At 62.6% G+C, this 19,697-nt stretch carries 18 protein-coding genes; 11 read left to right on the forward strand and 7 right to left on the reverse strand.

Annotated elements, in window-relative coordinates:
* Positions 1 to 9 precede the first annotated feature (9 nt).
* The gene (locus tag AAFP29_RS11505) at positions 10 to 867 is read left to right on the forward strand and encodes an alpha/beta fold hydrolase (RefSeq protein WP_419217502.1); all 858 of its coding nucleotides are present in this window, start codon (positions 10 to 12) and stop codon (positions 865 to 867) included.
* Here the strand turns inward: AAFP29_RS11505 and AAFP29_RS11510 are convergent.
* Positions 864 to 1,457 carry a TetR/AcrR family transcriptional regulator gene (locus AAFP29_RS11510; RefSeq protein WP_419217503.1) on the reverse strand — a complete coding sequence of 198 codons (594 nt, stop codon included), beginning with the start codon at positions 1,455 to 1,457 and terminating at the stop codon, positions 864 to 866. The genes AAFP29_RS11505 and AAFP29_RS11510 overlap by 4 nt on opposite strands.
* A gap of 41 nt (positions 1,458 to 1,498) precedes the next feature.
* Between AAFP29_RS11510 and zapE the strand changes: the two genes are divergently transcribed.
* Positions 1,499 to 2,629, forward strand: coding sequence for a cell division protein ZapE (gene zapE, locus AAFP29_RS11515; RefSeq protein WP_419217504.1), 1,131 nt, complete (start codon positions 1,499 to 1,501; stop codon positions 2,627 to 2,629).
* Here the strand turns inward: zapE and AAFP29_RS11520 are convergent.
* Both AAFP29_RS11520 and AAFP29_RS11525 read right to left on the reverse strand, forming a co-directional pair.
* Positions 2,511 to 3,905 (reverse strand): mycothione reductase, encoded by a 1,395-nt coding sequence (locus AAFP29_RS11520; protein ID WP_419217505.1) that lies wholly within the window; start codon positions 3,903 to 3,905, stop codon positions 2,511 to 2,513. The genes zapE and AAFP29_RS11520 overlap by 119 nt on opposite strands.
* Complete coding sequence (locus AAFP29_RS11525; RefSeq protein WP_419217506.1) at positions 3,902 to 4,939, reverse strand: alpha/beta hydrolase; 1,038 nt, start codon at positions 4,937 to 4,939, stop codon at positions 3,902 to 3,904. Before AAFP29_RS11525 ends, AAFP29_RS11520 begins: the two co-directional genes overlap by 4 nt.
* A 175-nt stretch (positions 4,940 to 5,114) precedes the next feature.
* Here AAFP29_RS11525 and mqo point away from each other — a divergent pair, with 175 nt between their 5' ends.
* The 5 genes from mqo to AAFP29_RS11550 are packed head-to-tail and all read left to right on the forward strand — an operon-like array spanning position 5,115 to position 12,237.
* Positions 5,115 to 6,638: a malate dehydrogenase (quinone) gene (gene mqo, locus AAFP29_RS11530; protein WP_419217507.1), complete on the forward strand. Its 1,524-nt coding sequence runs from the start codon at positions 5,115 to 5,117 to the stop codon at positions 6,636 to 6,638.
* 3 nt (positions 6,639 to 6,641) lie between these two features.
* On the forward strand, positions 6,642 to 8,675 hold the full coding sequence (locus AAFP29_RS11535; RefSeq protein ID WP_419217508.1) for a VWA domain-containing protein: 2,034 nt from the start codon (positions 6,642 to 6,644) through the stop codon (positions 8,673 to 8,675).
* Between the two features lie 17 nt (positions 8,676 to 8,692).
* Positions 8,693 to 9,310, forward strand: coding sequence for a cob(I)yrinic acid a,c-diamide adenosyltransferase (gene cobO, locus AAFP29_RS11540; protein ID WP_419217509.1), 618 nt, complete (start codon positions 8,693 to 8,695; stop codon positions 9,308 to 9,310).
* Positions 9,311 to 9,314: 4 nt separating this feature from the next.
* Positions 9,315 to 10,706, forward strand: coding sequence for a cobyrinate a,c-diamide synthase (locus AAFP29_RS11545; RefSeq protein ID WP_419217510.1), 1,392 nt, complete (start codon positions 9,315 to 9,317; stop codon positions 10,704 to 10,706).
* Complete coding sequence (locus AAFP29_RS11550) at positions 10,693 to 12,237, forward strand: GAF domain-containing protein (protein ID WP_419217511.1); 1,545 nt, start codon at positions 10,693 to 10,695, stop codon at positions 12,235 to 12,237. Before AAFP29_RS11545 ends, AAFP29_RS11550 begins: the two co-directional genes overlap by 14 nt.
* Positions 12,238 to 12,241: 4 nt before the next feature.
* Here AAFP29_RS11550 and AAFP29_RS11555 read toward each other — a convergent pair whose 3' ends face one another.
* On the reverse strand, positions 12,242 to 12,919 hold the full coding sequence (locus AAFP29_RS11555; protein ID WP_419217512.1) for a response regulator transcription factor: 678 nt from the start codon (positions 12,917 to 12,919) through the stop codon (positions 12,242 to 12,244).
* A 118-nt stretch (positions 12,920 to 13,037) separates the two neighbouring features.
* On the opposite strand from AAFP29_RS11555, the gene AAFP29_RS11560 reads away from it, so the two are divergent.
* From AAFP29_RS11560 to AAFP29_RS11570, 3 genes are all read left to right on the forward strand, one after another.
* A complete protein-coding gene (locus tag AAFP29_RS11560) occupies positions 13,038 to 14,033 on the forward strand; it encodes an acyl-ACP desaturase (RefSeq protein ID WP_419217513.1) in 996 nt (331 codons plus the stop codon).
* A complete protein-coding gene (locus AAFP29_RS11565) occupies positions 14,033 to 14,287 on the forward strand; it encodes a hypothetical protein (RefSeq protein ID WP_419217514.1) in 255 nt (84 codons plus the stop codon). The genes AAFP29_RS11560 and AAFP29_RS11565 overlap by 1 nt, the downstream gene beginning before the upstream one ends.
* A 109-nt stretch (positions 14,288 to 14,396) precedes the next feature.
* Complete coding sequence (locus AAFP29_RS11570) at positions 14,397 to 15,635, forward strand: SfnB family sulfur acquisition oxidoreductase (protein WP_419217515.1); 1,239 nt, start codon at positions 14,397 to 14,399, stop codon at positions 15,633 to 15,635.
* Positions 15,636 to 15,747: 112 nt separating this feature from the next.
* Here AAFP29_RS11570 and AAFP29_RS11575 read toward each other — a convergent pair whose 3' ends face one another.
* Genes AAFP29_RS11575 through AAFP29_RS11585 form a run of 3 tightly spaced genes read right to left on the reverse strand, consistent with a single transcriptional unit; the run spans position 15,748 to position 18,849 of the window.
* Positions 15,748 to 16,305, reverse strand: a complete 558-nt coding sequence (locus AAFP29_RS11575) for a hypothetical protein (protein WP_419217516.1) — start codon at positions 16,303 to 16,305, stop codon at positions 15,748 to 15,750.
* Positions 16,306 to 16,326: 21 nt separating this feature from the next.
* Positions 16,327 to 17,868 (reverse strand): class I adenylate-forming enzyme family protein, encoded by a 1,542-nt coding sequence (locus AAFP29_RS11580; RefSeq protein WP_419217517.1) that lies wholly within the window; start codon positions 17,866 to 17,868, stop codon positions 16,327 to 16,329.
* Positions 17,869 to 18,849 carry a phosphotriesterase family protein gene (locus AAFP29_RS11585; protein ID WP_419217518.1) on the reverse strand — a complete coding sequence of 327 codons (981 nt, stop codon included), beginning with the start codon at positions 18,847 to 18,849 and terminating at the stop codon, positions 17,869 to 17,871.
* A gap of 211 nt (positions 18,850 to 19,060) precedes the next feature.
* Between AAFP29_RS11585 and AAFP29_RS11590 the strand changes: the two genes are divergently transcribed.
* Entirely contained in the window at positions 19,061 to 19,690 is a 630-nt protein-coding gene (locus AAFP29_RS11590; protein WP_419217519.1) for a TetR/AcrR family transcriptional regulator, read from the forward strand.
* Positions 19,691 to 19,697 lie beyond the last annotated feature (7 nt).

A 19,697-nucleotide genomic window follows, 5' to 3' on the forward strand; every position in this document is an offset into this window, starting at 1 on the left:
AGTGGTGCGGTGAGTATCGAGCAGCGCGCGGTGCAGGTCGGCGAGTTCACTTTCGATGTGCGGATCGGCACGCCGGACGACGCCCCCAAGGCCAAAGGTAAGAAGAACGCCTACCTTCCTACAGTTCTGTTGCTGCACGGGTTTCCGCACAATAGCGACAGTTACGACGATGTCGTGCCGCGGCTGCTCGACGCCGGACTGCGCACGGTCGTATTCGATCAACGCGGTTACAGTCCCCGCGCACGGCCGGAAGGTGTCGAGAATTATCTCGTCGAGCACCTGGTAGCCGATGTGGTCGGAGTACTCGATGCTCTTGAGCTTCCGCATGTGCTACTGGTCGGGCACGACTGGGGTGGTTTGGTGGCATGGCATTTCGCCGCCAACTATCCACAGCGGCTGACCGGGTTGGTCGCGGTGAGCACCGGCCATCCGAGCGCGATCACCGAGGCTCTGAAATCGGGGGAGGATCAACGCAAGAAGTCGTCGTATATCCCGATGTTCATCGCCGAGGGGGCCGAGGAAAAGCTGCTCGCCCGCGATGCGGTGCTGCTTCGCCGCACTGTTCCGGCCGATGCGATTGCGCCGTTGCGGGAGCCGGGTGCCCTGACCGCTGCCCTGAACTGGTACCGCGCGAACTTCACCGGCGATATCGGAGCAAAACTCGCGTGTGGTCCGGTCGAGGTGCCGACGACCATGATCTGGAGCGACGGCGACGAAGCGTTGGGTCGCGCACAGGCCGAGATGAGTGGACGTTACGTCTACTCCGATTTCCGCTTCTGCGAGTTGACCGGCGTTGATCACTGGATACCGGAGAAAGCGGCGGCATCAGTTGCCAGCGAGGTGTCGTTGCGGTCGTCGCCGTTCTAGGTGCTCTGCTGGATGAGAGCGATCAGCCAGCGTCGAACCGCGCCGTGAAGGGCTGTTTTTCGGTCAGCGTTTTCGGTGCGGCCCCTCGAGCCGTAGGTGAAGTCGAATAGCAGACCTTCAAGCAGGCTCAGTAAGTCTCGGCTGCGCGCGGCCGCGTCGTCGGCGCCGAGCCGGGCCATGAGGGCGGCTGCGGCATCCGGTGCGAATAGGCATCGCGCCAACTGGTCGCCAAGGTGGCAATCCGATGCCGCATCTGACGCGAAAGCGTAGCGCGCCAGCAGATCTCGGCGACGAGTGGTCAATAGTTCGTCGAGGTAGGCGGCGATCAGATCGGCCGCCGAATCAAGGGTGATCGTCGCGGGTACGTTGGGCAGAAGCTCGCCGAACGCTGCGCGTGACGAGTCGGTGAGATAGGTGATCGCCGCGCCGACCAGTGCGGCTCGGGTGCGAAAGTAATACGACGTCGAGCCCTTCGCGATACCCAATTCGGTATCGATCGCGCTGTGTGTCACCGCGTGGTTGCCGCCGCCGGCGGCGAGGGTGAGCGCTGCGTCGCAAATGAGTTCGCGGCGCGAAGGTTGGTGTGGCACCTCACAATTGAACCAGACTCTACGATGATAGAGTCGAAGGCGTGGAGATTGGCGGGAGAGTTCTCGATGAAGCCCAACGGCTGGCGGTGCGGGCGCTTGGTGATCCGACCGGGCCGTGTATCTACCTGTGGGGGCCGCCGGGGCGTGGCAAGACCTGGCTGGTCGACACCTACCTGGCGGAAAGTTCTCGAAAGAGAGTGTTACGCAGGCACTTCCACGACTTCTTCGTCGACGTTCACCGTGAGATCCGCGTTCGCGGGTCGCTGAATCGCGCGTTGGACGCTCTGCTCGCCGGGATTGACGTCCTCTGCTTCGATGAATTCCACGTCCATGACCCGGCAGACGGACAGTATGTGACCGCGCTTGTGCAGCATGTTGTCGACGGCAGGGTGCGAATGATTGTGACGTCCAATTACCAGCCGTCGCAATTGCTGCCGAATCCGTTGTTTCACAGTATGTTCGAGCCGTGTATTGCCTTGATCGAGAGGCACTTTCGGGTCGTCGAATGTGACGGCGGCACCGACTACCGTGCCAGCGGCGACGCGCACCGGCCCGGAGCGTGGTTAACCCCTGGAGCATCCTCCCAGCTGGCCAAGGTGGGGTTACGTTCGCCCGATCCGCGAGACCAGGTCACGCTCCGGTTGTCCGGCCACCCGATTGTCGCGCGGCGTGCCGATAGCGACGAGGTGTGGTTCGACTTCGGCGCTATGTGCGCGACCCCCACCGCGCCGACCGACTATCTGCTGCTGGCCCAACAGTTCTCACGGTGGGTGATCACCGACGTCCCCAGGCTTTCCGACGCGGGCGCCGATGCCGCCCAACGGTTCGCGAATCTGATCGACGTGCTCTGGGAGAAGCGGATCGAGGTGGTACTCACCTCGTCGGTGCCGCCGGCCGAGCTCGCTCCGCACTCCGGTGCGCATGACATCGACCGGATGGTCAGTCGGTTGAGCCAACTGCCGACCGAAATTCTCCACGAATCGAGTTTCTCCACGAATCGGGAGAATCCCTCGCCGCGACCTCAGATTATTCGACGGGAGAGGGACGGCGCGGCTAGTCCAGCTCCAGCCCCAACAACGCATTCTCCAGAACTTCGGGAAGTGCCGGATGAATCCAATACTGACCACGCGCCATGTCGTGCACACCCAGTCCGAACGACATGGCCTGGATAGCCGGCTGGATCACCGTCGATGCCTGCGGCCCCAGGATATGAACGCCGATGAGTTGTCCGGTCGCGCGATCGGCGAGGACTTTGCAGAAACTGGTGGTGTCTTCCATCGCCCAGCCGTACGCGACGTCCGCGTATGGCTGAACCTTCACCGCGTAGTCCATCCCAGCGGCGGTGGCTTGTTCTTCGGTCAGCCCGACGGTCGCGATTTGCGGATGGCTGAACACTGCCGACGGCACGAAACGATGGTCGAATGCCGCCAGATCGCTTGCCTCCCAGCCTTTCGTGACATTCGACTGGACAACGCGGGTTTCGTGATTTGCGACATGGCGTAGTTGATATTCGGTCGCGACATCGCCGAGCGCCCATACGCCGCGCGCCGACGTGCGCCCGTGGACATCTCGCTCGATGCGGCCGTCGTCATCAAGTCCGACGCCGATCGACGACAGATTCAGTCGATCGCCGTTCGGGAGCCGGCCCGTCGCCACCAGCAGGACGTCTGAGTCGACATGGGAGTCGTCGTCGAAGGTAAGTCGAACGCTTCCGTCGGCGAGAGTGGAGGCGGCCGTGGTGGTGCGATCAAGGAGCACCGACCACTGCCCACTGGCGAGTTCAGTGAAACGCTCGGAGATGTCGGAGTCGTGGTGGCGCAACAACTTCGGGCCCCGCGCGACGATGGTCACCTCGGTGCCCAGCGCCGAGAAGACGTGTGCGAATTCGGCGGCGATATAGCCGCTGCCCAGAATTGTCATCCGCTTCGGCAAGTCAGCGAGCCGCATGACGTCGCTGTTCGTGTAGTAGCGGACCCCGGAGGCGGCAACGACGTCGGGAATTATGGGACGCGAGCCGGCGGCGATGACGACTTGATCGGCCAGCAGAACCGCGCCCTGCGCGGTGCGCAGTCGGTACCTATCGCCGTCACGTCCATCGAATTCGACATGCGATTCGTACAGCGTCACATTCGGGGACCGATCGGCCCGGTACTCGCGGCCACCAGACGAGATCGGGTCGATCCGATCGAATACACGCTTGACGATTCCGGGCCAGTCCGCCGAGCTGAAGGTCGACTCAATTCCATATCGACTGGATTCACGGATATGGTCGGCGATATCGGCCGCATAGACGAACATCTTGGTCGGAATGCAACCGACGTTCAGGCACGTTCCGCCGAAGGTTCCTTCCTCGAATAGCGCGAACGAACTGTCGTGGAAATCGTGGTTGGCGAACGTGTTTCCGCTGCCGGAGCCAATCAGGGCGATATCAACCCAGGGCGCGCTCATGAGGTGGGATCGACTGGCAGGGATATCGAACTCAACCAGATCTCGACCTCGCGATATGCCCGCTCGCGTACCCGCGGGACGGACAGGAACACGTCGTGACGGGCGTCGGCGACCGGGACCGAGGTCACCCGATTGCCTAGGCAGCCGCTCCACTTGGCGATCTGCCCGACGTCGAGTACCAGGTCGGCAGAATCCGACTGAGGTCCGTACGAAGCTCCGAAATATGTTTTGTCCGAACGCAATACGAGCGACGGCACGCCGATATCGAGACCGCGATGAAGCGCGGCGTGCCCGTCGCGGATCGCGTTGAGCCACCCGAAGGTCACCGGGAAACCGCCGAGCGGTTTGCGGACCAGATCGTAGGCCCATTCGCCATGCGCACTCTCGTGCAGACTCTCGCCGTAGGCGCCGGACACTTCCTGCGGCAGCACTTTCAGCGGGCGGATCGCGGCGACTGCTTTGATCACCGCGGTCGTCACCGGCGACCGCAAGATCGGCTTGCCTTGCAGGTCGAACCACGGGCTGTTGAGGAGCAGGCCCGACACACGTGCGTGGCGCGCGGGATCGTCTGCTCGAAGCCGGTTCAGCCAGAGTGGCGTGATGAGGCCGCCGGTGGAATGGGCGGCGACCAATACCGGTGCATCCGGACCGACCTCATCGACGACCCGGTCGAGCGCGAGATTCAGCTCGACGTCGTAGTACGCGAGGTCGGTGGTGTAGTGCGGGGTATGTGCCTCGCCGAGTGAACGTCCACATTTGCGCAGATCAAGAGCATAAAATTCGTAGCCGCGCTCGGCGAAGAACTCGGCTAGGGGCTCTTGGAAGAAGTAGTCGGTGAATCCATGCACATAGAGCACCGCGCCGACGGTCTCGTTCTGCGAGAGCCGTGTCGAGCGGCGTACCAACGTGGCGGTGATGGGGTCTTCACCGTCGGGGTCGGGGCCCAGTTCGAGGGTCAGGAGTTGATAGTTGTCCAGGAGGTGATCAGGCTGCCAGCTGCTGGTGGTCGACGAGACGTCGGTCGATGAACTCACGCGCTCGATCTTACGTCGCCCGGCGCTGCGCGCGACTGGGCGAACTCAGGTGGGTGAGCACCTGCGATGTCGCCTAGCGCACAATCTGACGAACCCCTGTCGGGTGTTGTGAGGGCATGGGGAAGAATGGCCGGTGACTCAAGAATTCAGCCCGCTAAGAAATTGGAGCGCGAGGGTGTCTCAAACGATCAAGACAGATGTGGTGTTGGTAGGCGCTGGCATCATGAGCGCCACCCTTGGCGCGTTGCTGCGCCAGTTGCAGCCGGAATGGTCGATCAGCCTGTTTGAAGTGCTCGACGCCGCAGCTGCCGAAAGCAGCGACCCGTGGAATAACGCCGGTACCGGCCATTCGGCCCTGTGTGAGTTGAATTACACCCCGCAGGACGCCAACGGAGATGTCAACGTCGATAAGGCGATCAACATCAACGAGCAGTTCCAGGTTTCGCGCCAGTTCTGGGCTCATTCGGTGGACACCGGAATCCTGGGTGACCCAACCGAATTCATCAACCCGATCCCGCATGTGAGTTTTACCCACGGCGAGGCAGGCGTCAGTTACCTGCGCAAGCGGTACGACAAACTCTCTCGTCACCCGCTGTTCGAGGGGATGGAGTACATCACCGACTCCGATGAGTTCGCTGCCCGCTTGCCGCTGATGTCCGATGGTCGTGACTTCTCCGATCCGGTCGCGCTGAATTGGTTCACCGATGGCACCGATGTCGACTTCGGTGCACTCACCCAGCAACTGCTCAACTACGTCGGCCGCGATGCCGACATTTTCTTCGGCCACCGAGTGACCAACCTGTCGAAGCAATCCGACGGCAGCTGGATCGTCAAGGTCACCAACGAACGTACCGGTGAGAAGTTCAAGGTCCACGCCGGATTCGTCTTCGTCGGGGCAGGCGGCGGCGCACTGCATCTGCTGCAGAAGTCCGGAATCAAAGAAGCCAAGGGCTTCGGCGGGTTCCCAGTTTCCGGCGAGTTCATTCGCTGCACCGACTCCGAGTTGATCGGCCAGCATCACGCGAAAGTTTACGGGCAGGCAGCGGTGGGTGCACCGCCGATGTCGGTCCCGCACCTCGACACTCGAGTCATCAACCACCAGCCGGGCCTATTATTCGGTCCCTACGCGGGCTGGTCGCCGAAATTCCTCAAGAACGGCAAGATCACCGACCTGGTCAGCACTGTCAAACCAAATAATCTGCTGCCGATGCTATCCATCGCACCGCAGGAATTCGGGCTCCTCAAGTACTTGATCAGCGAACTCTCCGCGAGCACCGCTGACCGCATCGACACCCTCAACGAGTTCGCGCCCCGCGCGATCGCCGAAGACTGGGAGTTCGTCACCGCCGGTCAGCGCGTGCAGGTGATCCGCAAGACGGGCGTCGGCGGATCGCTGGAATTCGGTACCGCCGTTGTCGCAGCCGAAGATGGAACCATCGCCGGTCTGCTCGGCGCATCGCCCGGTGCTTCTACAGCCGTTCCGGCGATGATCGACGTGCTGTCCAAATGTTTCCCGGGCAGCTTCGAGGCATGGCGGTCGAAGCTGGTCGAGATGATCCCGTCGTTCGGACAGAAGCTGTCGGACAATACGGCGCTCTTCGGCGAGGTGTGGGATTGGTCGAGTAAGAGCTTGCAGCTCACCAACTCTCGGGTCGATGCTCCGGAGAGCCAGAACACATCAGCGACGACCAGCGGTTAGTCGATGTCGGCGGCGCCGGAACGTGTCGATTACCCATTCAGTGCGGTTGTCGGACAGGAGCAGCTCAAACTCGCGCTGATTCTGTCGGCGATAGCGCCGGGAATCGGTGGCGTGCTCATCCGCGGCGAAAAGGGCACGGCCAAGTCGACGATCGTGCGCGGCCTCGGTCCGCTGCTCGGCGAATCCGGGGATCCGCGCCCGGTTGTCGATTTGCCGATAGGCGCGACCGAGGACCGAGTCGTCGGATCACTGGATATCACGCGGGCCTTGCGCGATGGCGAGGCTGTCTTTACCCCTGGACTGCTCGCCCGTGCCAACCATGGCGTTGTGTATATCGATGAAGTCAACTTGCTCGCCGATCACTTGGTTGACGTACTGCTCGACGCCGCCGCAAGCGGGCGGGTGACCGTCGAGCGCGACGGCATCTCGCATACCTCGTCGACCGAGTTCGTATTGGTCGGCACGATGAATCCCGAAGAGGGCGAACTTCGTCCGCAGTTGCTCGATCGGTTCGGGTTGGCGGTCGACGTGGCTGCGGCCCGCGACATTGACGAACGAGTCGAAGTGGTGACTCGTCGACTCGAATTTGACGCGGACCCAACAGCTTTCGCGCAGCGTTTCGCTGAGGATGAGTCCGAGTTGACCAGTCGGATCAGCCGGGCTCGGGCAAATATCGGTGGTGTCGAACTGCCTCGCGCCGAGTTGCGTCGGATCGCCGCGGTGTGTTCGCACCTCAACGTCGACGGTATGCGTGGCGACATCGTTGTGGCCCGTGCGGCCGCAGCCCACGCGGCGTGGCGGGGCGTCGACGCGATCACCGCCGACGACGTGCGAGTGGCCGTCGAACTCGCCTTGCCGCACCGGCGCCGACGTGATCCGTTCGACGAGTCGGGGTTAAGTGAACAACAGGTCGACGACGCGATGGAAGCGGGGGACCAGGCAGTGGGTGACCCCGAGCCGCCCGAGCCGGATGGCGGACCCGATAGCGATGGCCCCGATGATCACGGACCAGACGACGACGGACCAGACGATCACGGACCAGACGACGACGGTCCCGGCGGGGGTGACCTCGATACATCCGATGACGGGTCGGCTGATGGCGGTGAGTCCGCGCCCGGCGGACCGCGATTCTCGGCACCGGCCGGGTCAGCCGCACGGATCAGGAATCTACGCGTCGCCGGACTCGGTTCTGGCGCTTCGGGGCGGCGTTCCAAAGCCTACGGTGACCGTGGAATGACCATGCGGGCAATAGATTTCACGCCAGGGCGAGCAATTCACGTGGTCGGTACCGCATTTGCGGCGATCGAGCGGGCCGTGCGCGTCGACGCGTCGCAGTCACGGGACATCAGCCAGCGACTGGAAATCTCATCCCCGTCAGCACCCTCAAAGGGCAATATGCCCTTCAATGCCTCTCGCGGGGACGAGACTTTATCGGCTCGCGTGGCTGTCATAGGCGATGACCTGCGTGGTGCTCAGCGGGTGGGCACCGAAGGCAATCTGGTGGTATTCCTGCTCGACCTGTCCGGGTCGATGACCGCGCGCACGCGACTCGATGCCGTAACGCGCGCGTGTGTCGACCTCCTTCGCGACTCGTACACCCGCCGCGATCGGGTAGCTGTCGTCGTCGCGCGAGGTAATCGTGCCGAGATAGTGGTACCGCCGACTCGATCGGTGGATCTCGCAGTTTCCCGGCTCAGTCGAGTTCGAGTTGGGGGACGCACACCGCTGGCCGAGGCTCTGACACAGTCGTTGGCGGTGATTTCCGCAGCGGCGCAACGAGAGCCAGAGCGCCGCCCGCTATTGGTCGTGCTGACCGACGGCCGCGCTACGTCGGGTGCGGACGCGCTGACGCGTGCATCGGCCGCAGCCAGAGGGATCGCTCGGCGTCATATTGACGCCGTCGTCATCGACTGTGAACAGGGCATGATTCGGCTCGGCCTAGCGGCGCAGTTGGCCCGTCAACTGCACGCACCGTGTATGGCGATGACAGACTTGACCGAGTCGTCACTAGTCGCAGCCGTGCGCGCCGCAGCCTGAGCGGGAGGAGAACTACTGTGCCACAAGGTGTTCCGGAGAAGGTTCCTAACGACGGCCTGACCACTCGGCAACGACGAAACACCCCGGTGCTCGGAGTTCATACTGGCGATGGGAAAGGTAAATCGACCGCCGCGTTCGGCATGGCGATGCGCGCCTGGAACGCCGGCCTGAATGTCGCTGTCTTTCAATTTGTGAAAAGCGCGAAGTGGCGGGTCGGTGAAGAATCCGCGCTTGAGGCGCTGGGAAAGCTGCACGAGCAGACCGGTGAGGGCGGGTCGGTGCAATGGCACAAGATGGGGCAGGGTTGGTCGTGGCTGCGCTCCAACACCGACCATGGTGACGATCACGCCGACGCAGCACGAGCGGGCTGGGCAGAGATCAGCCGCCGGATCGCCGCGCAGGAGCACGACTTCTATGTGCTCGACGAATTCACCTATCCGCTGGACTGGGGATGGATCGACGTCGATGAGGTGGTCGAGACGCTGCGTATCCGGCCGGGCAGGCAGCACGTCATCATCACCGGGCGCCGCGCGCCGCAGGCACTGATCGATGCCGCTGATCTCGTGACCGAGATGCGTAAGGTTGCGCACCCGATGGACCAGGGCCGCAAGGGGCAGAAGGGGATCGAGTGGTGATCGGGTGATCTCGACTCCCGCCATCGTCATCGCCGCGCCGGCATCGGGCAGCGGAAAGACCACCGTGACAACCGGATTGATCGGCGCCCTGCGCAAGTCCGGGCGAAAGGTCGCGCCGTTCAAGGTCGGGCCCGACTTCATCGACCCCGGTTATCACACCGTCGCGGCAGGTCGGCCCGGCCGTAACCTCGACCCGAATCTGGTTGGCGCAGAACTTATCTCACCACTGTTTGCCGCTGGCTGCGCCGGCGCCGACATCGCTGTCGTCGAAGGCGTGATGGGCTTGTTCGACGGCAGGATCGCGACGGACACCGCCAACTCGGCCTCCGGTGGATTTGGTTCGACGGCCCAGGTCGCGTCGATTTTAGGTGCCCCGGTAGTCCTGGTGGTCGATGCGGCGGGACACAGTCAGTCGCTGGCGGCACTGCTGCACGGGTTCGCGTCGTTCGATACATCGGTCACGATTGCGGGTGTCATCCTGAATCGGGTCGGGTCGCCGCGGCACGAGACGGTACTGCGGGCGGCGTGCGCGCAGGTCGGGCTGCCGGTCCTCGGCGCGGTGCGACGTGACAGTGGACTAGCTGTGCCGTCGCGCCATCTCGGCCTGATCCCCGCGGCCGAACGAGCTCCCGAGGCCCAGCGGGCAGTCGATGCGATGTCAGCGGCCATCGGCGGTGAGATCGATCTCCCTGCGGTCGAAGCGACCGCACGGTGTCGGAGCCAAGCCGACGGTCCGTCCTGGTCGGCGTCCGACGCGTTGGGAGACAGCACAGCCGACGGTCCTATTATCGCTGTGGCGGGGGGCGCGGCGTTCACTTTCGGGTACGCCGAACATGCGGAGATGCTGGCTGCCGCGGGCGCCGACGTCGTTACGTTCGACCCGCTACACGACCGGCTGCCCGACCGAACCGCCGGTGTTGTGATCGGCGGCGGTTTTCCCGAAGAGCACGCCGAAGCGCTTGCCGCGAATGAACCCCTGCGCGCCGACCTTCGCAGGCATGCCCTGCGCGGCGGCCCGCTGCACGGCGAATGTGCCGGCTACCTGTATCTCTGCGCGACGCTTGATGATCACCCAATGTCGGGAGTTTTCGATGCGACCGCAAGTTTCTCGCCATCGCTGACATTGGGATACCGCGATGCGGTGTGCCTGCAAGACAACGTCCTCTATCGTGCCGGCGAACGCGTCACCGCCCATGAGTTCCATCGCTCGACTGTGACTGGGATCGGGCAACCGGCGTGGGGGTGGCGCTCCGAGTTCGGCAGTGCCGGTGATGGGTTGGTGTCTGACGGGGTTCACGGGTCTTTTCTGCATATCCATCCCGCGGGTGCGCCGAGGGCGATCTCTCGATTCGTCGCAGCCGCCGCGGCGTACCGTTCACAGCGTGACGGTTCCTGACGGCGCCGACGACGGCCTGTTGAGCGGCGTCGGCGATATCGATGATCCGCGCCAGTTGCGCGAGCTGCTGGACGCGGTGCTGGTTGTTGGGCGCGGACTCGATCTGGATGAAGCGCTACAGCGGATCGTCGACGTCGCTGCACACCTCCTGGGTGCTCGCTATTGCGCTCTCGGTGTTCGCGCCGAACACAGCGGTCTGCTGAAAGAATTCGTCTACACCGGCATTGATGATCGGACGCGTGCGACGATGGGGCAATTACCGGTGGGCCACGGCGTACTCGGGGTGCTCTTGGATGATCCACATGTCTTGCGTATCGGGAATCTGGGGACGCACCCGGCATCGGTCGGATTTCCGCCGAATCATCCGCCGATGAGGACATTTCTCGGCGCCCCGATCCTGGTGCGCGGCAATATTTTCGGCAGCATCTATCTGACCGAGAAACAGTCGGCTGAGCATTTCGACAATACCGACGAGGCGCTGATCGGAGTACTCGCGGTCGCGGCGGGCATCGCCGTGGACAACGCGCGCTTGTTTGAACAGACGCGAATCCGGCAGCGCTGGGTTGAAGTGCTGGCCCGACGTGGTTCGGAGCCATTGGCCGGCATCGCGTTGCGCGATACATTGGACGGCCTGTGCGCTGATGTCGCCGACCTAACTGGTGCCGACAGCGTCGCGGTGCTCACCACTTATGGTGGACAAGACCGTCTGCGCGGTGGTTTTGATATCGGACTCACCGCTGACGACGGCTGGATGTTCGACCAGCCGCTGACTGCGGGCGACAGTCCGATCGGCCGACTCGCGTTGGTCTACGAGCGAGATCCGCACCTTCCGTCGGAGGTATACGCAGGATTGGCCGGCGTCGCCGAGATCGCTTCGCTGGCAATCGCTTACGACGAGCGTCAGCAGATCGCGCGTGATTTGGAAGTGCTCGAAGACCGCCACCGGATCGCGCGGGATCTACACGATCACGTGATTCAGCGATTGTTCGCGATAGGTATTGCGCTGCAAACGATGTCGCTGACATCTGCATCCGGTCCGGCGGAATTCGAAAACAAGCTCGCGGTGGTCATCGGCGATTTGGATTCGACGGTCGCGCAGATTCGGACGTCGATCTTTGATCTGCAGACGGTGTCGGAGGGCTCGTCGGAGACGAGTATCCGACGTCGGGTTCTCGATGTGATCGAACAATTGGCCGCGCATGCGCACGTTACGCCGACGGTGCGATTCGACGGAGCGGTCGACACCCTGGTGCCGGCTTCGTTGGCGTCACATCTGGAAGCTGTTGTCCGGGAAGGATTGAGCAACGCCTTGCGTCACTCGGCGGCCGCACATATCGAGATCGTGGTGGCCGTCCGGGACGAGTTGATTGTCACCGTCACCGACGACGGACGTGGGATGCCGGAGCACGCCGATCGGCGAGGATTGCGAAACCTGGCTGATCGCGCCGTCGAATGCGGCGGCACGTTGACAGTTCAGGTGCCTGATGGCGGGGGGGCCGAGCTGATATGGGCTGTTCCGCTCGGCAGCTGATTGCTCAGTTGCTCGAATCCTTACGCTCCGTGCGTAATTCGGTGGCCAGGACCGCTACTTGGGTGCGGCGTTCCATGTCGAGTTTGGCCAGTACCCGCGTGACGTAGTTCTTGATCGTTTTCTCGGCGAGATTTGTGCGTTGCGCGATTTGCCGGTTGGTGAGGCCGTCGCCGATCAGTGCCACGATGTCACGTTCACGCTCGGTGAGCTTCGACAACGGATCGTTTTGCGTTGCGCCGCTGCGGATCCGATTCATGAGGGCCTCGGTGCTCCGTCGATCGAGCAGCGAGCCACCCCGGCCGACGGTGCGTACCGCGGCTACGAGGTTATGACCAAGGATCTGTTTGAGGACGAAACCCGAGGCCCCGGCGACGACGGCAGCCATCAGGGCATCGTCGTCGGAGTACGAGGTCAGCATCAGACAGTTCACCTGTGGGTGATCCGATCTGACGTCGCGGCATAATTCGACGCCGCTGCCGTCCGGAAGTCGGACGTCGAGGACAGCGACATCGGGGAGGGTGGCGGCGATCGCGACACGTGCCTCGGCTGCGGTCGCGGCCTCGCCAACGATCTCAATGTCCTCGGCGGTACTCAATAGATCGCGCAGACCACGTCGTACCAATTCGTGGTCATCGACGAGGAATGCACGAATCGTTGGGTGGGCGGCAGGTTCACCAGACACGTTCTGACGATACGCGTGTCGGGTCGCCGCGACGTTCGCGGTACCGCGCTTCGTGGGTCCCGATGGTTCGGGACCTTCTGCCCACGACATCGCGTAGTAGATCGGCGACGCTGGATATATGACGAATCAACAGGTCCCGTTGCTGTCGATGTCCGGTCACGATCTACTGGCAGAACTTCTGCCCGCCGTCGAGCGTGAAGTGGATCGGCATATGTCGATGACGGTCGACTGGCACCCGCATGATTACGTTCCGTGGGATGACGGCCGCAATTTCGCGGCGCTCGGCGGACTGGACTGGGACCCCGCGCAGTCGAGTCTGTCGGATACGGCAAAGGCGGCGATGGTCACCAACCTGCTGACCGAGGACAACCTGCCGTCGTACCACCGAGTGATCGCGGAGAATTTCACCCTCGACGACGCATGGGGGTTCTGGGTCGGGCGGTGGACCGCCGAGGAAGCCCGTCACTCCATCGTCATGCGCGACTATTTGGTGGTTACCCGCGGTGTCGACCCGGTCGAGCTGGAACAGACTCGAATGGTGCACATGACGGGCGGGTTCAACCCATTTCCCACCGAGATGGCAGAGCGAATCGATGGCACCGGTGGCGGCGGGCTCGGCATGTTGCTCGCGGTGGCCTATGTAAGTTTCCAGGAGTTGGCCACGCGGGTGTCACACCGCAACACCGGCAAAGCCTGCGGGGATCCGATCGCCGACGCGATGCTGGGGCGGGTCGCGGCCGACGAGAACCTGCATATGTTGTTCTACCGCAACGTTATGTCTGCTGCGCTCGACGTCGTACCCGACGAGGCGATGGCGGCGATCTATACGATCGTGTCGAATTTCGCGATGCCCGGATCGTCGATGCCCGGCTTCCGCAGAAACGCGGTACTCATCGCGAAGGGTGCGATCTACGACCTTCCGCAGCACCTCAATGAAGTGCTTCGGCCGGTCTTGCGGAAGTGGAAGATATTCTCCCGCAATGATTTCGGTCCGTCGGGTGAGTACTACCGGGACCAACTCGCGGAGTTCCTCGACGATTTGGAGAGTAAGGTCGTGCGGTTCGAGGAGTCGCGGGCGCGGGCGCTGGCGCGCAGTGCGAAGCGGAGTGCATGATGACTGTGATCGTGGACCGGGCACGCCAATACTCCGACGACACCGAAGGATTCGGCACTGTGATCGCGATGGCCGAGGCTGCCGATTGCGCGAATATGACGTGGTGGAACTCGATTCGGGCGAACGACCCGCATGCGGCCTATGCGAGTTCGCAGGTCTTGGCGGAGCTGATCAAGATGCTTGCGCATCGGGAAGGTATCCCGGTCGCCGACGTATGGGACCACCTGAAACGAGCGGGCCGAATCGACTTCTGAGCAAGTGTGGCTGGCAGAGTTTCGGTTGGGATCGGTGCGATTCCAACGGTTGTGATCCGGTGTTGTGGCGATACGGTACGGGAGTACCCACCCGTCGATTGGAGCTCTAGTGCCAGCCACGCCGCCGTCCGATGTGTCAGCTTGGAATGATTCGCTGCCGAGCGCGTCGATCATCGGATCGGCAGATGAGGCGCTCAAAGTCGCAGCCGAATTAGCCGCCGAATTTGAAACCGGCGCCTCCGAGCGCGACCGTGACGGTGCCACTCCGACTGCCGAACTCGAGCGGATTCGTCTATCCGGCTTGTTAGGCATCACCGTTCCGAGCGACCTGCGCGGGGCCGAGGTGTCGACCAGAACACTCGTCGAAGTGGTGGCGACCCTAGCGTCCGCGGACGGATCAATAGCGCAGGTATTGCAGAACCACTTCTACTTCCTGCGGCACGCGTTGGTTCACGGCACATCTGAGCAACGGGACTTCTTCGGCCGCTTGGTGATTGAGGGAAACCGGCTCGGCAACGCGCAGGCGGAGCGCAATGCGGGATCGAAGTCGAACGGCATGGCGGAGTGGACCACGGCATTGTCTGAGAGCGACGGGGGATTGACGCTCACCGGCACGAAGTATTACAGCACTGGAGCCTATACGGCGCAATGGATTCCGGTAAACGCTACCGGATTGTCGGGAACGTCGGTCATCGTCTACGTGCCGCGGGACGCTCCGGGTGTGCACGTTACCGATGATTGGAATGGTTTCGGACAACGTGGAACACACAGCGGGACAACAACTCTTACGCGGGTCGCGGTCCAGTCGTGGCAGATTGTTCCGGTAGTGGCAGACATCGAACCGCCGCGCGTGGACGGTGCCTACGGGCAGATCATCCACGCGGCGCTCGATCTTGGCATCGCGCAGGGCGCGCTGGCTCGACTGGCGGAATTCGTGCGAACACGGACTCGCGTGTACCGCGACAGCCCAGCTGCGGAGGCTTCGCAGGATTCGCACCTGCTCTACGAGGCGGGGAAACTCGCGGTCGGAGTGCGCGCGGCACGCGCGTTACTACGCGAGGCGGCAGAAGTCATCGACGCTGCCGGGACCTCGCCGTCGCGCGCACAGGCGACCGAAGCCTCCCTTGCAGTCGCCTCGGCGCGAGCGGTCGCCGCCGAGACTGCGGTGACCACGGCCAACGAACTGTTCGAGATAGCCGGTACCGGGGCCACCGACCGTAAACACGGCCTGGACCGCTACTGGCGAGACGCGCGAACCCATACCTTGCACGACCCGACTCGATGGAAATATATCCATGTCGGGAATGAGCTGGTGAACGACGTTGCACCGAGTGGGTCGCTGATCTGACTGTGCTCGCTGAGAAACGTCCCCTCGCGAACGGAGATGACATATCGCCATGTCGTTCAGTTTTGGGGCATATTTCCGCTGCGTGACCCGGTGGGCGCACTGCCGGCCGACATCACCATTCTTGGATGAAGGTGTACCAGTCTCCGCTGAACTGCGTGTAGATGTAGACGCCTGAATCGCTGGCCCCGGGAGCTGGCGGTGGTGTCGAGAACTTGGCGAAGCCACTGGTATCGAGGAAATCGGCCGACGTGTAGAAGTGGCATGCACCGTTGAATTGATTGGCCTCCACAACATGGATCGCGCCGATCCATCTGCCCGTCGTTGGGGCGCAAGAGGTTTCGTATGACCGAAGCTTGTCGTCGGAGGCGGCTAGCGCGACGCGCAATGGGGTATCGAAGACGGTGAACAGCCCGGTGGCGACGATGATGACCGCCGGGATCAGCGCCCACCCGGCGATACGTCGATACCGGGAGAATCCGACGATGGTCGTGGCCAGCCAGGTTCCGCCAGCCGCCATCAGTACCGTCAGCCATCCCAGCGCCCAGAAATCATTCGGTATCCAGCCGATGTTATGGACGACGAGAGCGGCGCACGCGACGATGCTGACCGCGATGACTACCGACATCGCGATTCGCCAGGTGACGCTGGCGGTCGGCTTCATGCCAGGCATGCAGGGGAGTCTAGATCACCGCTACCTCAGCGGATCTCCCCACCGCACCGACTCTCGGATGCCGCCCTTGACGATCTTGCCACCTGGATTCCTGGGTAGTGGTTCATCGACGACGGAAACATATTGCGGCACTTTGAAATCTGAGATCGCGTCGGAAACGCTCGCGATGACCGCGGCGACGTCGACGTCGGCGTCGCCGCCGTACAGTACCGCTCCGACCTTCTCGCCGAGCACGTCGTCTGGGACCGCGAGCACCGCTGCCTCCAATACCCCCGGTGCCGCCAGCAGTGCCGCTTCGACTTCGATACTGGAGACGTTCTCTCCGCCGCGGTTGATGATGTCTTTACTGCGGTCGACGATGTAGATGCGTCCCGCATCGTCGACGCGAACGATATCGCCGGTGTAGAGCCAACCGTCACGAACGGTGTCGGCGGTGGCCTGGGGGCGCCGCCAGTACTCACGTGTCACATTGCCGCCGCGAGCGACGAGCTCGCCCAACGATGGATCCGCGTCATCGAGCGGCGCGAGTCCCAATGCCACCGATGGCACCGCGTAGCCGACCGAATCGGCATGTGCCACAGCATCTTCGTGTGGCAGCACCGTCATCAACGATGCCGTCTCGGTCATCCCGTAGCCGTTCGATACCCGCGCGTTGGGAAATGCCGATTGCAACTCGCGTACCAGGGTGGGCGCGATGGGTGCGCCACCGTAGGCGACCCACCCGATCTCGGCTGTGTCGATGGCGGACAACGCCGGATTCCGCAGCAGCAGAGCGTAAATCGCGGGAACAGTGACCAGGAAGGTGATCTTCTCGGCGATCAGGGTGTTCAGTAACAACTGCTGATCGAGTACGGGCATGATCACCGCGGTGCCACCGTAATAGGCTGCGACGAGCAGTTGGGAGTTGCAGCCCGTCACATGAAACAGAGGCACGCTGATCAGCGTCCGCAATCCTTCGCCGATGTCGGCGGGGATCGCGAAGCATCGTGCCACGTTCTCGGTGTTGGTCAGGAACGCTTCGTGACTGGTGGGTACGCCCTTGGGACTGCCGGTGGTTCCCGAGGTGTAGAAGAATGCCGCGATATCTGAAAGTCCAAGCCCCTCTTGTAGATAGGGATCGCCGTCGGGAAGGGGAGTATCGCCGGCGAGATCTATCGTCGTACCCGAATCAGTGAGAACGAACTCGGTTTCGGTTGCTGTCGAGCGAGTATTGACAGCCACGACGACACCGCCGGCGAAAATCACACCCCAGAACGCGATGACCCAGGTGTTGCCCGCCGGATACCGCACCGCGACCCGACCGCCAGACGAAAGACCTTGTGCGCGAAGGCCACCGGCAACTCGGGTGGCACGTTCCCATAACTCTCGATAGGTCAGCCGCTCGCCGCCCAACTCAACGAGCGCTTCCGCATCGGGGCGCTGGTCGACTTGCCTGCGCAACATCGCAACCAGCGACGCCGGCAGATCGGCGAAATGAGGGATGCCGTCATCGTCGACCGAAACGCGCTCCTGGGCAAAAGGATTGTGGTCGCGACTGATCGGGATGACGTGGCGATCCGCCATCTACTTCGTCCCGGAGAAGTAGGCGCGCGGGTTATCGACCAGCATTGTGGTGATCTGTTCGTCGGTGACGCCGCGTTCACGCAGAGCGGGGAGGACGTCGTCGAAGATATGGGTGTACTTCCAATTCGGTAGTGCCGCAGCGACGGCCGCCTCCGGATAGAAGTCGCTGTAGCAGGAGGCGTCATGCGCCAAGACCAGCTGCGAGGTGTATCCGGCCTCGACCATCCCGGCCACAGTGTTGACGCGATCCTCGAAGGGGGAGAAGACATCGACGCCGAATCGGTCCATACCCAAGATGGCACCGGTGGCCGCGAGTTCCTTCAGATAGTCGAGGTCGGTCGAATCGCCACTGTGGCCGATGACGACCTTCGACATATCCACGCCCTCCTCACCGAACACCTTCGCCGCGATCAGGCCGGTCTTGTCGGCGGCATGGGTATGGACGGTGATCGGTGTCCCGGTCTCGACGTGCGCCTGAGCCACTGCGCGCATCACCCGCTCGACGCCGGTGGTAAGGCTGTACTCGTCGATCGCGCATTTGAGCAGACCGGCCTTGACCCCGGTGTCGGCGATGCCCTCGCGTATGTCGCCGACGAAGAGTTCGGTCATCGGATCGACCTTGACGTCGAAGATGCGCCCCGGGCCGGTGAAGTGAAACTGCACAGGCTCTTCGTGATACGTGTAAATGCCGGTCGCGACGACGATGTTGATGTCGACCTGGGCGTTTATTCGCTGGATCCGGGGGATATACCGGCCGAGCCCGATCACGGTGGGGTCGACGATGGTCCTCACCCCGCGCGTGGTCGCCTCGGTCAGTTTCGCGACGGCGTCGGCGACTCGATGTTCTTCGTCCCACGGGTCCGGATAGTTCGGGTAATTTTCCCGGATCTCGGTGCTGATGGTGAAGACGTGTTCGTGCATGAGCACGGTGCCCAGATCCTCGACGTCGATCTGACCTTTGACTGTCTCGACTACTGCCACGAATCCTCCTGCTGTGACGCCGCACTACCGCGGAACTACCTGTGGTGTCAGTCACCATATGGCATTCTGGGCACACTTGAACCTAGTTTCAAGTTCAAGTGTCAGAATTTACTGCTGAACTGGCCTGATCGAACCGTTGGGAGAGCACGATGGTCGACTTGCGGCACGGTGTGCGTGGCTCGGAGTGGCCGTCGATGGTTAGGTGTGCCTGATGGAGATCCCCGTTCTCGCCGATACGACGGCCCAACGAGAGCCGATCACCGCCAGGGGCGAACGGACCCGCGCGAATCTGATCGCGGCCGCCCGCCGGGTATTCGAACGCAGGGGATATGTCGACACCAAACTCAGCGACATCACCACCTCGGCCCGCTGCTCGACGGGCACGTTCTATACGTACTTCACTGATAAAGCCGAGATTTTGCAGGCGGTCCTGGAGAAGGTTCAGGACGATATGCTCCATCCGCAGGTTCCGATGCATGGTGATGGTTCGCTGCGCGGGCAGATCGAGATGGCCAATCGTGCCTATCTCGACGGATATCGTCGCAATGCCAAGATGATGAAATTACTCGATCAGGTGGCAGCGATCGATCCGGAGTTTCGCGGTGTGCGCAGGGAACGGAGCAACGCGTTTGTCCAACGCAACGCGCGCGCGATTGCGGCATTGCAGGCAGGCGGCCTGGCTGATCCTGATCTTGATCCCGAGCTTTCGGCAAAAGCGTTGTCGGCCATGGTTTCTCGTGTCGCGTTCCACACTTTCTGCTTTGAAGAGGAGATCGATTTTGATGCGATGGTGCAAACCTGCACCGATTTATGGGTGAACGCGCTGCGCCTGCCTCGCTGAGACGCGG

It is taken from the genome of Gordonia sp. CPCC 205333 (assembly GCF_048537885.1).
In the GTDB taxonomy this organism is placed as follows: Bacteria; Actinomycetota; Actinomycetes; order Mycobacteriales; family Mycobacteriaceae; genus Gordonia.

What these genes read in the sequence shown, in the direction of transcription:
- AAFP29_RS11535 (WP_419217508.1), top strand. Translation starts at nt 6,642, where the DNA reads ATGTCGGCGGCGCCGGAACGTGTCGATTACCCATTCAGTGCGGTTGTC.
- AAFP29_RS11560 (WP_419217513.1), top strand. Translation starts at nt 13,038, where the DNA reads ATGACGAATCAACAGGTCCCGTTGCTGTCGATGTCCGGTCACGATCTA.
- AAFP29_RS11590 (WP_419217519.1), top strand. Translation starts at nt 19,061, where the DNA reads ATGGAGATCCCCGTTCTCGCCGATACGACGGCCCAACGAGAGCCGATC.
- AAFP29_RS11575 (WP_419217516.1), bottom strand. Translation starts at nt 16,305, where the DNA reads ATGCCTGGCATGAAGCCGACCGCCAGCGTCACCTGGCGAATCGCGATG.
- AAFP29_RS11580 (WP_419217517.1), bottom strand. Translation starts at nt 17,868, where the DNA reads ATGGCGGATCGCCACGTCATCCCGATCAGTCGCGACCACAATCCTTTT.
- AAFP29_RS11520 (WP_419217505.1), bottom strand. Translation starts at nt 3,905, where the DNA reads ATGAGCGCGCCCTGGGTTGATATCGCCCTGATTGGCTCCGGCAGCGGA.
- AAFP29_RS11565 (WP_419217514.1), top strand. Translation starts at nt 14,033, where the DNA reads ATGACTGTGATCGTGGACCGGGCACGCCAATACTCCGACGACACCGAA.